Genomic DNA, 13,690 nt, shown 5'->3' with positions numbered 1-13,690 from the left:
GTTGGTGGAGCTGAGGGGATTCGAACCCCTGACCCCCTCGATGCGAACGAGGTGCGCTACCGGACTGCGCCACAGCCCCAACAAGAAGAACTCTATCACCCCTGAAGGGCCACTCATGACCACCCCCGCACCACCCCAATGACACCCCGTCCGAACCCCCACCTGCACAGCAACCAAAGCCGGGCAGCCAACAACCGCCACCACCCCAGCACCGCCGCAGGCAGGTGCACCGGCCGGCGGGCGGGCAGAACCGCCGACGCCCCGCACGCAGAGCACCCCGCCGCCGTCCGGAGGTGTTCCTGACGGCGGCGGGGTGCACGGGTGGGGTGGGTGGGTGGGCAGGCACGCGGAGGGACGTCCGGCGGTGCGGCCTACTCGTTCGCAGCCCTGGGCGGCCGGTACTCCTGCGCCGCCTGCTGCCCCGCCTCGCCGTACTGGTCGAAGAGCGGCGTCGCGGGTCGCCCGGAGTCCCAGGTCCCGGGGGCGGAGAGGTCGAGGCCGCGGGTGGTCCGGGGGGCCACCGGCGCGGTGACGTAGGTGGGCAGCGGGACGGGGACGGGCTCCCAGGAGTCCGGCCCGGCCGCCGCGCGCGCGCGGACGCCGTCGACCCACTCCTCGTGCTCGGTGGCGTCGGCGAGGGCGCTGGCCCGGGCCGCGGGTTCGGTCGGCACGTCGGTGGCGTGGGGGGCGGTCGCGGGCTCGGCCACCCGGGCCCGCTCGCGTTCGCGCAGCCGCTCGGCGGCCTGCGCGGCCCGGACCCGGTCGAACTTGACCTCGTAGCGCTGCCGTTCGAGCCGCCGCAGGTGCCCGATGTACAGGGTGAGCAGGACGCCGGGCACGGCCGGCACCCAGAGGAACGCGAACCCGGCCACCGCGGCGACGACCGCGCCGAGCGCGAAGGCCAGGAAGAGCAGCGTCACCATCCGCCGCCTCCGTGCGAGCAGTCGGGCCCGCCGCTCGGCGGAGCGCCGCTCGTCCTGCTCGTCCCGGCCCCGGTCGCGCTTCCCGCCCCGGTCCGTCTCCGCCGCCTCGACCACCGGAACAGGCCCGGGCCCGGGCTCAGCCTCAGGCTCGGGCGAACGCTCGGGCGAACGCCCGGTCGAACGCTCGGGCACCACCGCCACCGGCACCGCCCCGGAAGCGTCCGCGGGGTCGGCAGAGCCCCCGTCCGGCTCCCCGGCGGGGTGTTGCTGCTCGGCGGTCTGTTCGCCGAGGGCTCGGGCCGCGCGCCGTTCCATGGCCGATCGGCCGGCCAGCAGGCGGATCGCGGTACTGAAGCGTTCCGTCGGACGCGACTCGTTGAGCTCGTCCTGCCTGCGGAGCCACATCGGCACCAGATAGGCGGCCCAGGCCCCTACGATGACCGCGTAGATAAGGCCGCTGCTGCTCACGTTTCACACGGTACGGGCGCGGGGTAAGGCGCTGCAGCAATTTGGGACGGCGTGTCGTCCGATCAAGCTGATTCTCAGACTATTTTGCCGGTATTTGTGACGGCTCGCCCCGGCCTCGGCGACCCACCGATGCCATATCGATATCTATTTATCGAACACATATTCAATTTCCCTGCGTCGGCCCACTCCTGATCGAACGCCAGCGACGCAACAGCCCGTCGGCGGCCTCGTCGGCGGTGAGCGCGTACACCAGGTGGTCGCGCCAGTCGCCGTCGATGTGCAGATAGCGGGGGCGCATTCCCTCCGAGCGGAAGCCGAGTTTCTCCACCACCCGGCGGCTGGGCCGGTTCTCGGGGCGGATGCACACCTCGACCCGGTGCAGCCCGAGGTCGCGGAAGCAGTGGTCGACGGCGAGCGCGACGGCGGTGGGCATGATGCCGCGGCCGGCCACCGCCTCGTCCACCCAGTAGCCGACGTTGGCGGAGCACATCGAGCCCCAGGTGATCCCGCCGACGGTCAACTGGCCGACCAGGCGGCCCTGGTGGAGGACCACGAAGGGCAGCATCCGGCCGGCGGCGGCCTCCCCGCGCAGGTAGCGGACCATCTGCCGGAAGGTGGGCCGGGGCAGCGGCGCGCGGCCGGGCGGGCCGGGCGGGACGGTGGCCTCCCAGCGGCGCAGCCAGTCCCGGTTGCGCCGGCTGACCTCCTGCCATTCGGCCTGGTCGCGGCGGCGGATGGGCCGCAGCACGACGTCCCCCTCGGCCAGCTCGGCCGGCCGCCCCGCGTTCAGTGCGCACCGCCTGCGGGTCGCGGGTGGTCGCCGCCGGCCAGTTGGTCGACGGCGTGCGGCAGCAGTGGGGCGAGCACGGCGAGGCCGTCGCGGACGCCGCCGGTGGAGCCGGGCAGGTTGACGATCAGGGTGCGTCCGGCGCAGCCCGCCAGGCCGCGGGAGAGCGCCGAGGTGGGCACCTTCTCGCGGCCGTACGCGCGGATCGCCTCGGGGATGCCGGGGATCTGCCGGTCGACGACCCGGGCGGTCATCTCGGGGGTGAGGTCCTGCGGGGAGATGCCGGTGCCGCCGGTGGTGAGCACCACGTCGTACCCGGCGGCGACGGCTTCGCGCAGCACGGCCTCGACGGGGTCGCCGTCGGGGACGACGGTGGGGCCGTCCACCGCGAAGCCCAGCTCCCGCAGCCCGGCGACCAGCAGCGGCCCGCCCTTGTCCTCGTACACGCCGGCCGCGGCCCGGTTGGAGACGGTGACGGCGAGCGCCTTCACTGCTCGCCCTCCCGCACCCAGTCGCCGCTCTTGCCGCCGGTCTTGCTGAGCACCCGGACGTCCTCGATGGCGGCGGCCTTGTCGACCGCCTTGACCATGTCGATGACGGTGAGCGCGGCGGTGGCGACGGCGGTGAGCGCCTCCATCTCGACGCCGGTGCGGTCGGCGGTGCGGACGGTGGCGGTGATCTCGACGGCGGTGTCGGTGACCGTCAGGTCGACCTTGGTGCCGGTGAGCGCGATGGGGTGGCAGAGCGGGATCAGGTCGGGCGTCCGCTTGGCGCCCATGATGCCGGCGATCCGGGCGACGGCCAGCGCGTCGCCCTTGGGGACGCCCTCGCCGCGCAGCAGTTCCACCACCCGGGGGGCGACCCGGACACGGCCGGCCGCCACCGCGACCCGGGTGGTGGCGGCCTTCTCGGAGACGTCGACCATCCGGGCGGCGCCGGTGTGGTCGACGTGCGTGAGGCGGTCGCCGGGGGGTGTGTCGGTCACGAATGGGCTCCAGTAACACGGTGCGAATCTCGCGCTACGGTACCGCCCCGTCCGGGTCAGTCCGTGAGAAGGACCACATCGACGGTGCTGCCGGCGGGCAGCGCGGTGGTGTCCTCGGGCACCGCGATCAGGCAGTCGGCCTGCGCCAACGCCCCGACCAGGTGCGATCCTTCGCCACCGACCGGGCTCACGGTGCCGTCCGCCGGACGGTACCGCCCGCGCAGGTACTGCCGTCGTCCGGCCGGGGAGCGCAGCGAGGCGGTGGTGGCGGCGCGCACCACGGGTCGGTGCACGTCGGGGGCGCCGAGCATGGTGCGGATGACGGGGCGGACGAACAACTCGAAGGAGATGTACGCGCTCACCGGGTTGCCGGGCAGCGCGAGCAGCGGCACGCCCCGGTCGCCGCCGATCCGGCCGTAGCCCTGCGGCTTGCCGGGCTGCATCTTCAGTCGGCGGAAGTCCACGCCGGCGTAGTCCGCGAACACTTCCTTGACCACGTCGTACGCGCCGACCGAGACGCCGCCGCTGGTGACGATCAGGTCGGCCCGGCCGAGTTGGTCCTCCAGGACGGCACGGAGAGTTGACGCCTCGTCGGGAACGCCGCCGACCCGGTAGGCGACGGCGCCGGCGGCGATCGCGGCGGCGGTCAGGGTGAAGGAGTTGGAGTCGTGGATCCGGCCGGGGCCGACCTGTTCGCCGGGCTGGACGAGTTCGCTGCCGGTGGAGAGCACCACCACGCGGGGCCGGGGGCGGACCCGGACGGTGGCCCGGCCGATCGCGGCCAGCAGGCCGATCTGGGTGGGGCCGAGCACGGTGCCGGCGTCCAGCACGGTGTCCCCGGCGGTGACGTCGCTGCCCCGGCGGCGGATGAACGCGCCCTCGGCGACCGGGCGCAGGACCCGCACCTCGTCGCCGAAGTCGCCCTGGTCGCCGCCGCCCATCGCGTCGGCGGCCTGTCCGGTGCCGGTGCCGCCGTCGGTCCACTCGACCGGGGCGACGGCCTCGGCGCCGGGCGGGACGGGGGCGCCGGTCATGATCCGGGCGGCCTGGCCGGGGCCGACCTTGGGCAGGTCGCCGGCGCCGGCGGCGATGTCGCCGACCACGCCGAGCACCGACGGGTACTGCTCGGTGGCCCGCACGGTGTCGGCGGTGCGCAGCGCGTAGCCGTCCATCGAGCTGTTGTCGAACGGCGGCAGGTCGGCGCCGGCCCGGACGTCCTCGGCGAGCCGGCAGCCCTGCGCGTCGAGCAGTTGGAGCTCGATGGGCGGCAGCGGCGTCGCGGCGAACAGCACGTCGGCGAGGTGCTCGTCGACGCTCCACAGGCGCGGCGAGGCCGGGGAGCCGGCACCCTCTCCGCAGGGGTCGTGCTTCCCGGTCATCGCCTCACTCGCCTTCGTGGTGGGTCAGCCCTGCATCTCGACGGCGACGAACTGCCGCAGCCAGGTACGGAATTCGGGGCCGAGGTCGTCGCGCTCGGCGGCCAGGCGGACGATCGCCCGCAGGTAGTCGGCGCGGTCGCCGGTGTCGTAGCGGCGGCCCTTGAACAGCACACCGTAGACCGGGCCGCCGGCGCTCTCGTCGCGGGTGGCGAGCTCGCGCAGCGCGTCGGTCAGCTGGATCTCGCCGCCGCGGCCGGGCGGGGTCTCGCGCAGCACGTCGAACACGGCCGGGTCGAGCACGTAGCGGCCGATGACCGCGTAGTTGGACGGGGCGTCGGCGGTGTCGGGCTTCTCGACCAGGTCGGTCACCTGGAAGACGTCCTCGCCGAAGCCGTTGGGCTTGACGGCGGCGCAGCCGTAGAGGTGGATCTGCGCGGGGTCGACCTCCATCAGCGCGACCACGGAGCCGCCGAGTTCCTGCTGCACCTCGATCATGCGGGCCAGCAGCGGGTCCCGGGGGTCGATCAGGTCGTCACCGAGCAGGACGGCGAACGGCTGGCCCGCGACGTGCTGTTCGGCGACCGAGACGGCGTGGCCGAGGCCCTTCGGGTCGCCCTGGCGGACGTAGTGCATGTTCGCCAGCTGCACGGACTCCTGGACGCGCCGCAGCCGGTCGTGGTCGCCCTTGCGGGTGAGCAGCTCCTCCAGCTCGTAGGCGCGGTCGAAGTGGTCTTCCAGAGCACGCTTGTTGCGACCGGTCACCATCAGTATGTCGGAGAGGCCGGCCGAGGAGGCTTCCTCCACGACGTACTGGATGGCCGGCTTGTCGACGACCGGGAGCATCTCCTTCGGCGTGGCCTTGGTGGCGGGGAGGAACCTGGTGCCGAGACCGGCAGCGGGGACGACTGCCTTGGTGACCGGCGTGCGGGCGTGCTTGTTCGTCATGCGTCGACCTTACTAAGGCGGGGAATCCAGCCCGATGAGAGGCAGGTGAATCGGTTCTCAAGGCCTGTCACCGGTCGCGCGGGGGCCGACGGTGGTCGCGTGCGGGGTGAGGGGGTCCTCGCCGGGGCCGGGAGACACCCTACCGGGCAGCGGTGAAGCGTCCGGACCGATCGACGAGGGCGAAGCGGGCGGTGCGGGACGCCAGCAGTCGCCGCCGGCGGCCCTGGCGACGGCGAGTGCGCGGTCGGCGGCCCGCAGCAGGACGGCGGCGTGCGCGCCGTCCCGGGGCAGCACCGCCAGGCCGATCGCGGCGGTCAGTCCGCTGCGCGCCTCCGGGTCGGCCTGCTCGCCGGGGTGACGGTCCGTCAGTCGGTGGCGGCGCACCGACCAGCACAGCCGCTCGGCGACCTGTTCGACGCCCTCGGGCGCGGTGTCGGGCAGCAGCACCAGGAACTCCTCGCCGCCGTATCGGCCCAGCGTGTCGCAGCTGCGGATCTCCACGGACAGCCGCTGGGCGAGGTCGCGCAGCATGCCGTTGGCGCGGGGGCGGCCGTGCTCGGCGACCAGTGCGTCGAAGCCGACCAGCTCGACCATCAGCACTCCCAGCGGACGCGGCTCGACGGCGGCGGCCTCGGCCCGGCGGGCCCGTTCGATCTCCTGGTCCAGGGTGAGCTGGAGGTGCCGGTAGTTCCACACCCCGGTGAGCGGGTCGCAGGATGCGGTGCGGCGCAGCTCGTCCCGTTCCGCCGTGAGTTCCGCGATCTTCGCCAGAAGTTCCGCCTCCTTGCCGCCTCCCGCGCCCCCGGCCCTGCGGCGGCGCAGCACGGTGGCGCCGACGGCGACCGGGGCGGCCGCGCCGAGCACGGCCAGGGCCTGGAGCAGGAGCGGGGTGGACATGCGGCGGCCTCGACGTGTCAGGCTCGTGTCACTGCGAATGACGGAGCTGAAGGGATGCGAATGATGTCTGCGGATGGGTTGTCCAACGACAAGGCGGCACTGAGGTCACGGCTGCTTGCCGAACGACGGGCCCTCACCCTCGAACAACGGGCCTCGGCGGCCCGGGCGATCGCCGCCCACGCGACGGGCCTCGTCCCGCCGGGCAGCACCGTCGCCGCGTACGTCTCGGTCGGCGGCGAACCCGGCACCCGCCCGCTCCTCGCCGCGCTCGCCGCCGCCGGCACCCGCGTCCTGCTGCCCGTACTGCTCCCGGACAACGACCTCGACTGGGCCCCCTACGAGAGCGAGGCCCGGCTCGCACCCGCCGGCCGCGGCCTGCTCGAACCCCTCGCCGCGCCGCTCGGCCCCGACGCCGTCTGCACCGCCGACGTCGTCCTCCTCCCCGGCCTGGCCGTCGACCTCCGCGGCACCCGCCTGGGCCGCGGCGGCGGCTCCTACGACCGCGTCCTCGCCCGCCTCACCCGCGCCGGCGCCCGCCCCCTGCTCGCCACCCTCCTCTACTCCCACGAACTCCTCCCCGCCGTCCCCGCCGAACCCCACGACCTCCCCGTCCACGCCGTCGTCACCCCCGCCGGCATCACCCGCTTCGCTTCCTGACGGCAAGCCACCCGGGCGGGACCTCGTCGACGCCGCGCGAAGCCCGGGAGGCGGCCCCGGGACGCCGCAGGCGGCATGCTTCCGCGCATCCCAGGGGCCCCGCGACGGTCGGCGTGCGGTCGGCGTTCTCCGGCGTCTTCCGAGCCTCGTGCGACGGAAAGCGCCGGAGGCGGACTCCCGTTGTGGGGGTCCGCCTCCGGCATGGTTCGGGGCAGGGGTCGTCAGCCGGCGCTGAGGGTCAGGGTGTTCTGGCCGGACTTGGTGACGGCGTCCTTGGTGTAGGCCCAGGGGAGCAGTTCGCCCTTGGCCCAGAGGTCGGTCTGGTCGTTGTAGTTGGGGTGGAAGGCGTGGCCGGAGGCGCCGCCGACGTTGATCCACTGGGAGGCGTCGAAGTTGCTGAGGTCGACGACCATCCGCATGGAGGGGATCCAGTCGACGTCGTAGCCGGCCGCGGCGTTCCAGCCGGTGGCGTCGACCGCGGCGCTGCCGCCGGAGAGCTTGTAGGGGCCCCGGTTGAGCAGCTTGCGGATGGCCGGGGAGGCGATCGACGAGTCGTCGGAGCCGAGGGTCTGCTCCTGCAGGGTCAGCTGGTGGAGGCGGCCCCAGCTCCAGGTGGAGATGTCCTTGCCGAGGCGCGAGGTGAGGTCCTGGCGGGCGTCCTTGAGCGCTTCGGCGAGCAGGTTGTCGAGGCCGTGCTGCTGCTGGTGGTTGGAGTCGATGTAGTCCCACCACGTCGACTTCGGGTTGGCGAGCTGCTGGCGGACGACCTCCATCCAGCGGTCGCCGCCGTCGGGCTGGGCCAGCGAGGGCTTGCGGGTGCCGCACTCGGTGACGGCCTGCGCGGCACCGCCGAGCGCGTCGTCGGGCAGCGTGTTGTCGCGCTTCTGGCGGACCAGCAGGCAGTCGCCCTCGACGCGCAGGTCGGCGGGGAACTTCTGGCCGAAGGAGAGCGTGAGCAGGGCCCGCCAGACGCCGTTGTAGTACGCGGCGGCGGCGGAGTCGGCGTCCTGGTGGTAGTTCCAGTCCTTGAGCAGGTCCTGGGCCTCGCGCACGTACGGGTCGTCGATCTTGACCTTGAGCAGCAGCGGGACGAGGTCCTTGGCGAGCACGCTGGTGTTGTCCAGCTGCATGGACTGCATGTCGTTGAGGGAGATCTTGCCGCCGTTCTTCAGCTTGGCCTGGATCTGGTCGGTGATCTCCTTGGCGCGGGTGCCGTACTCCCAGTCCTTGGTGAGCATCGGCTTGTAGACGCTGTCGTCGACGACGGCCTGGTTGGCCGTGACGATGTAGCCCTCGGGCGGGTTGTACGCGTAGGGCAGCGACTTGAACGGCAGGTAGTTCGCGTTCCAGGCGTAGGCGGAGTCCCAGCCGGGGGCGGGGTAGCGGCCGTCGCCCTTGCCGCGGACGGGGATCATGCCGGGGGCCTGGTAGCCGATGTTGCCCTTGGTGTCGGCGTAGATCAGGTTCTGCGCGGGGACGGCGAAGTCCTGCGCGGCGGACCGGAAGGAGGCGAAGTCGGTGGCGCGGTCGAGCTTGAAGACGGCGTCCATGGTCTTGCCGGGGACGAGCGCGGTCCAGCGCATCGCGATGCCGTAGCCGGCCGCCCGGTCGGGGGCGGCGTTGCTGCCGGCGGGCGCGTTGCTGCCGACCTTCTGCTGCTCGGAGGACTGGTCGGAGATCAGCGGCATGCCGTCCTGCGTGGTGCGGACGGTGATGGTGCGGTCGGAGCCGCCGGCGACCTTGATGGTCTCCTTGCGGACGTTGAACTTCACGTCCTTGCCGTCGAGCAGGTAGGTGTCGGGGCCGGTGACCTTCTCCAGGTACAGGTCGGTGACGTCGGCGCCGAGGTTGGTGAAGCCCCAGGCGATGTCCTTGTTGTGGCCGATGACGACGCCGGGCATGCCGGCGAAGGTGTAGCCGGCCACGTCGTAGCCGCAGGTGGCGGAGGCGGCGCGGCAGTGCAGGCCCATCTGGTACCAGATCGACGGCAGGCCGGGGCCGAGGTGCGGGTCGTTGGCCAGCATCGGCTTGCCGGTGGTGGTGTTGGCGCCGGAGACCACCCAGGAGTTGGAGCCGATGCCCTGCCCGTTGGGGCCGAGCAGCTGCGGCAGCGCGCCGGTCTTGCCGGACAGGTCGCCGAGCAGCTGCTGGGTGACGGCCCGGGCCTGGGAGGTGTTCACCGGGGCGGCGCCGCCGGGCTGGGTGGGCAGTATCGAGCCCTCGCCGGGGACGTAGGTGCCGTCGGCGTTGACCTTGCCGGTCTTGACGATGGTGCCGTTGCGGTCGACCGGGTAGTCCGGGTAGAGCTGGGCGATCTGCTCGGTGCTGAAGTTCTGGGTCAGCAGCGAGCGGTCGATCTCCTCCTGCAGGTTGCCGGACAGGCTCCAGGCCATCGCCTTCAGCCAGGCCACCGAGTCGACCGGGTCCCACTTCTCGGGCGTGTAGCCGGAGTTGACCGCCCCGAGCAGCGCGTACTCGACCGAGGCGCCGGCCCCGCCGGGGTGCTCGGCCAGCCAGGCGTTGACGCCCTCGGTGTACGCGGTGAGGTTGCGCTTGGTGTCCTCGGACAGGACGGTGTCCCACTCCTTCTGGGCCACCTGGCGCCAGCCCATGGTGCGCAGGAAGCTGTCGTTCTCCACCGCGCTGGAGCCGAACATCTCGGCGAGCCGCCCGGAGGTGATGTGCCGCCGGACGTCCATCTCCCAGAACCGGTCCTGGGCCTGGACGTAGCCCTGGGCGCGGAACAGGTCGGCGTCGGTGTCGGCGTACAGCTGCGGGATGCCCTTGTCGTCGCGCACCACGTCCACCGGGGCGGACATGCCGGGCACCTTGACGGTGCCGCTGAGCTGTGGGTACGACGATCGAACGGTGTCGACCGCCCACCAGCCGCCGCCTGCCAGACCCGCCACCAGCAGCACGGCCAGCAGGATCACGATCAGACGTGCGCGCCGGAACTTCTTCGAGCGGGGCATCCGAGTCCTTGTATGAGGGAGCGTGCGGCGGTGACAGGTCACCACATTAGGGCGACGGCAGCGGCGGTCGTGCACGGGGGACACCGGCAGGGCTGCGGCGGCGTGGTTCGGACCCTACCGGGCCGGGAGGAAAGCGGGGACTAGCGTAAAGATCAAGTAAAATGTTAGACTGAGTAACGATCCGTCAGCCGCCCCTTCCCTGCCAGAGGTGCCCCTGCGTGACCGTTGACCACCTGAACGAGCTGCTTCTCGAGTCCGCCGTCATCCTGCTCGTCGCCGTCGGCGCGGTCAGGCTCTCCACCCGTACGGGACTGCCGTCACTGCTGCTGTACCTCGGCATCGGCGTTCTGCTGGGTCAGAACGGCATCGGCATAAGTTTCAACAACGCCGAACTCACCCAGGTCCTCGGCTACGCGGCCCTGGTGGTCATCCTCGCCGAGGGCGGGCTCAAAACCAGTTGGAAGGCGATCAAACCGGTCGTGCCGGCCGCGGCCGTGCTCGCCACCGTGGGCGTCGCCGTCTCGGTGTTCGTCACCGCGGCCGGCGCGCACTGGCTGGTCGGCCTGGAGTGGCGCACCGCGCTGCTGCTCGGCGCGATCGTCTCCTCCACCGACGCCGCCGCGGTGTTCTCGGTGCTGCGGACGGTCCCGCTGCCCAAGCGCCTGACCGGTCTGCTGGAGGCGGAGTCCGGCTTCAACGACGCGCCCGTCGTGATCCTGGTGGTGGCCTTCGCCACGACCGGCGAACTCGACTCCTGGTACGTGCTGCTCGGCACCATCGCCATGGAGCTGGCGATCGGCGCGGCCGTCGGCCTCGCGGTCGGCAAGCTCGGCGCGTACGCGATGCGCCGGATCGCACTGCCCTCCTCCGGCCTGTACCCGATCGCGGTACTGGGTCTGATCGTGCTCGCCTACGCGGGCGGCGCGCTGCTGCACGCCTCCGGCTTCCTGGCCGCGTACCTCGCCTCGGTGATCCTCGGGAACTCCAAGCTGCCGCACGGCCCCGCAGTGCGCGGCTTCGCCGACGGACTCGCCTGGATCGGCCAGATCGGCATGTTCGTGCTGCTCGGCCTGCTGGTCACCCCCGCGACCATGGGCTCCGCGATCATCCCCGGCCTGGTGGCCGGCGCCGTCCTGGTGTTCGTCGCCCGGCCGCTGTCGGTGCTGGTCAGCATGACGCCGTTCCGGGTCCCGTGGCAGGAACAGGCCCTGCTGTCCTGGGCCGGCCTGCGCGGCGCGGTGCCCATCGTGCTCGCCACCATCCCGCTGGTGGCCGGCGCGGCCGACGCCCAGCAGCTGTTCAACATGGTGTTCATCCTGGTCGTGGTCTTCACCCTGCTCCAGGGCCCGACCCTGCCGATGGTCGCCCGCTGGCTGAAGATCGGCGAGGGCGACATGGGCCAGGACCTGGGCATCGAGTCCGCCCCGCTGGAGAAGCTGCACGGCCACCTGCTGTCCGTGCAGCTGGCCACCGGCTCCCGGATGTCCGGCGTCGAGGTCTCCGAACTGCGCCTGCCCAAGGGCGCCGCCGTCACCCTGGTGGTCCGCGAGGGCTCCAGCTTCGTGCCGGACCGGATGACGGTGCTGCGCGAGGGCGACGAACTGCTGGTCGTCACCACCGACGAGGTCTCGGAGGCCGCCGAACACCGGCTGCGCGCCGTCGACCAGGGCGGCAAGCTGGCCGGCTGGCTGCACAATGCGGAAGCTTCACCTTCCGTTCCCAGAAAGAAAGCGGTCTGAACCGCTAAGCTGAAGGCAGAAACCCCGATTCCCCCGCATCTGCCTGATGCAGAGTCGGCGCGACCGCTCGGCGGCCGGGCCCCGAGGCGCACCGCCCGGGCCCGGTAACAACCCCGGTCGACGCGCGAGAGGACGACTCTCGGCGCCGGTCCCGGTCCACATCTGCACGCCCGGTCCCGCGCTACCAGGCAGCAGAGAGGACCGACCGTGACGGCTCGCCGACCGGTCGACGACACCACCGCCCCCACCGGCTACGGGGCCCTGCTGCGCACCCCCCGCGCCTGGACGTTCCTGCTTCCCGCCCTGGTCGCCCGCCTGCCGTACGCCATGCTCGGCCTCGGCATCGTGCTGCTGGTGCGGGACGCCACCGGCTCCTACGGCCTGGCCGGCGCGGTCGCCGCCACCGCCGCCGTCGCGCAGGCCCTGGTCGGCCCGCAGACCGGCCGGCTCGCCGACCGCCACGGACAGGCCGCGGTGCTGGTCCCCGCCGTCCTGGTGCACGCCGCCGCGGTGGGTGTGCTGATCGCGCTCGCCCACGGCGGCGCCCCCGAGTGGACGCTGTTCCTCGCCGCCGCCCCGGCCGGCGCGTCCGTGCCGCAGGTCGGCGCGATGGTCCGGGCCCGCTGGGTGCACCGGCTGAACGAGCAGCCCGCGCTGCTCAACACCGCCTTCGCCTTCGAGTCCGTCACCGACGAGTTCACCTTCGTCATCGGCCCGGTGCTGGCCACCGGCGTCGCCACCGCCGTCAGCCCGGCCACCGGCCTGATCGTCGAGGCCACCCTCACCGTGCTCGGCGGCCTGGCCTTCGCCGCCCGCCGCTCCACCGCCCCCTCCCCCAGCGGCCCCGCCGAACCCGGCCACCGCCGAGCCTCGGCGCTGGCCTCCCCCGGCGTGCGACTGCTGGCCGGCGGGTTCCTCGGCCTCGGCACCGTCTTCGGCGCACTCCAGGTCTCCATCACCGCCTTCGCCGAGGACGCCGGCACCCCCGGCCTCAGCGGCGCGGTCTACGGCCTGTTCGCGGCCGGGTCGATGGTCGCCGGCGTGCTCTACGGCCTGATCCCCTGGCGCAGCTCGGCCCGGCAGCGGATGCTCGGCTGCTACGCGCTGCTGGTGCTCGGCTGCTCCACGCTGTGGGCGATGCCGAACCTGGTCGCGCTGGCCGTCGCCGGCCTGTTCTGCGGCCTGGCCATCGCCCCCACCCTGATCACCGGCTACACGCTGGTGGAGACCCTGGTCGCGGACGGCGCCAAGACCGAGGCGTTCACCTGGCTGACCGGCGCGATCGGCCTCGGCCTGGCGATCGGCTCGACCGCCGCCGGGCAGCTGATCGACCACTCCGGGCCCACCCTGGGCTTCACCGTCCCGCTGATCGGCTCCGGCCTCGGCCTGGTGGCGCTCGTCACGATGCGCGGTCTGCTGCTCGCCCCGGCACCCCACGGCCGTACCGTGGCCGGGGGCGCCGCCGCCGTCCGGCAGGAGCCGGCCGGAGCGGGTCTCCACGGCTGAGCCGCTGGACTCCACCAGCGGAATGCCGCATCATGGACCGTCGTTAGCACTCATAGCGTGAGAGTGCCAGGGGGAGTGCAGGAGGAAGCGGAAAGTGCCCACGTACCAGTACCAGTGCACCGAGTGCGGCAACGGCCTCGAGGCGGTGCAGAAGTTCAGCGACGACGCGCTGACCACGTGCCCCGACTGCCAGGGGAAGCTCCGTAAGGTCTTCTCGGCCGTGGGCGTGGTCTTCAAGGGCTCCGGTTTCTACCGCACCGACAGCCGCTCCAGCTCCAGCAGCTCGCTGAGCTCGTCCTCGACCTCCGGCTCGTCGACCTCCGGCTCGTCGACCTCCGGGTCCTCGTCCTCGACGCCTTCGTCCTCGACGAGCAGCAGCTCGGCCCCGGCCGCGAGCTGATCGTTCGACTTCGTGCAGCAGGCCCCGCCCGG

General features: G+C 72.7%; 12 protein-coding genes and 1 tRNA gene. 4 read left to right on the top strand and 9 right to left on the bottom strand.

Translation table 11 applies throughout. From position 1 onward, the window contains the following. Nucleotides 1-2 precede the first annotated feature (2 nt). The 8 genes from ACFV4P_RS04535 to ACFV4P_RS04500 all read right to left on the bottom strand — a co-directional run bounded on the left by ACFV4P_RS04535 (nucleotide 3) and on the right by ACFV4P_RS04500 (nucleotide 6,384). A tRNA-Ala gene (locus ACFV4P_RS04535) sits at nucleotides 3-79 on the bottom strand. Between the two features lie 292 nt (nucleotides 80-371). After that, on the bottom strand, nucleotides 372-1,391 hold the full coding sequence (glpR, locus tag ACFV4P_RS04530) for a gephyrin-like molybdotransferase receptor GlpR (protein WP_380467326.1): 1,020 nt from the start codon (nucleotides 1,389-1,391) through the stop codon (nucleotides 372-374). A gap of 163 nt (nucleotides 1,392-1,554) precedes the next feature. Then, a complete protein-coding gene (locus tag ACFV4P_RS04525) occupies nucleotides 1,555-2,181 on the bottom strand; it encodes a GNAT family N-acetyltransferase (RefSeq protein ID WP_380468151.1) in 627 nt (208 codons plus the stop codon). Further along, entirely contained in the window at nucleotides 2,178-2,669 is a 492-nt protein-coding gene (locus tag ACFV4P_RS04520; RefSeq protein WP_073811345.1) for a molybdenum cofactor biosynthesis protein B, read from the bottom strand. The genes ACFV4P_RS04525 and ACFV4P_RS04520 overlap by 4 nt, the downstream gene beginning before the upstream one ends. After that, nucleotides 2,666-3,103 carry a cyclic pyranopterin monophosphate synthase MoaC gene (gene moaC / locus ACFV4P_RS04515; RefSeq protein WP_241844409.1) on the bottom strand — a complete coding sequence of 146 codons (438 nt, stop codon included), beginning with the start codon at nucleotides 3,101-3,103 and terminating at the stop codon, nucleotides 2,666-2,668. Before moaC ends, ACFV4P_RS04520 begins: the two co-directional genes overlap by 4 nt. Nucleotides 3,104-3,219: 116 nt before the next feature. Beyond that, nucleotides 3,220-4,542: a gephyrin-like molybdotransferase Glp gene (glp, locus tag ACFV4P_RS04510; RefSeq protein WP_380467323.1), complete on the bottom strand. Its 1,323-nt coding sequence runs from the start codon at nucleotides 4,540-4,542 to the stop codon at nucleotides 3,220-3,222. A 24-nt stretch (nucleotides 4,543-4,566) separates the two neighbouring features. Next, on the bottom strand, nucleotides 4,567-5,487 hold the full coding sequence (gene galU / locus ACFV4P_RS04505) for a UTP--glucose-1-phosphate uridylyltransferase GalU (protein WP_380467321.1): 921 nt from the start codon (nucleotides 5,485-5,487) through the stop codon (nucleotides 4,567-4,569). A 57-nt stretch (nucleotides 5,488-5,544) separates the two neighbouring features. Then, nucleotides 5,545-6,384 carry a GGDEF domain-containing protein gene (locus ACFV4P_RS04500; RefSeq protein WP_380467319.1) on the bottom strand — a complete coding sequence of 280 codons (840 nt, stop codon included), beginning with the start codon at nucleotides 6,382-6,384 and terminating at the stop codon, nucleotides 5,545-5,547. A 63-nt stretch (nucleotides 6,385-6,447) separates the two neighbouring features. On the opposite strand from ACFV4P_RS04500, the gene ACFV4P_RS04495 reads away from it, so the two are divergent. Further along, nucleotides 6,448-7,041: a 5-formyltetrahydrofolate cyclo-ligase gene (locus ACFV4P_RS04495; protein WP_380468148.1), complete on the top strand. Its 594-nt coding sequence runs from the start codon at nucleotides 6,448-6,450 to the stop codon at nucleotides 7,039-7,041. Nucleotides 7,042-7,262: 221 nt separating this feature from the next. On the opposite strand, the gene ACFV4P_RS04490 is transcribed toward ACFV4P_RS04495, so the two are convergent. Continuing rightward, entirely contained in the window at nucleotides 7,263-10,013 is a 2,751-nt protein-coding gene (locus tag ACFV4P_RS04490) for a penicillin acylase family protein (RefSeq protein ID WP_380467317.1), read from the bottom strand. A gap of 218 nt (nucleotides 10,014-10,231) precedes the next feature. Here ACFV4P_RS04490 and ACFV4P_RS04485 point away from each other — a divergent pair, with 218 nt between their 5' ends. The 3 genes from ACFV4P_RS04485 to ACFV4P_RS04475 all read left to right on the top strand — a co-directional run bounded on the left by ACFV4P_RS04485 (nucleotide 10,232) and on the right by ACFV4P_RS04475 (nucleotide 13,658). Further along, a complete protein-coding gene (locus ACFV4P_RS04485) occupies nucleotides 10,232-11,752 on the top strand; it encodes a potassium/proton antiporter (protein ID WP_380467315.1) in 1,521 nt (506 codons plus the stop codon). Between the two features lie 207 nt (nucleotides 11,753-11,959). Continuing rightward, complete coding sequence (locus ACFV4P_RS04480) at nucleotides 11,960-13,258, top strand: MFS transporter (protein ID WP_380467313.1); 1,299 nt, start codon at nucleotides 11,960-11,962, stop codon at nucleotides 13,256-13,258. Between the two features lie 94 nt (nucleotides 13,259-13,352). Continuing rightward, nucleotides 13,353-13,658: an FmdB family zinc ribbon protein gene (locus ACFV4P_RS04475; RefSeq protein ID WP_380467311.1), complete on the top strand. Its 306-nt coding sequence runs from the start codon at nucleotides 13,353-13,355 to the stop codon at nucleotides 13,656-13,658. The last annotated feature ends 32 nt before the right edge of the window (nucleotides 13,659-13,690 follow it).

The sequence above is a fragment of the Kitasatospora sp. NPDC059795 genome (genome assembly GCF_042732175.1).
GTDB lineage: Bacteria > Actinomycetota > Actinomycetes > Streptomycetales > Streptomycetaceae > Kitasatospora.
Note: the sequence above shows the minus strand (reverse complement) of the source record. Positions and strands in the feature narration are given on the sequence as shown.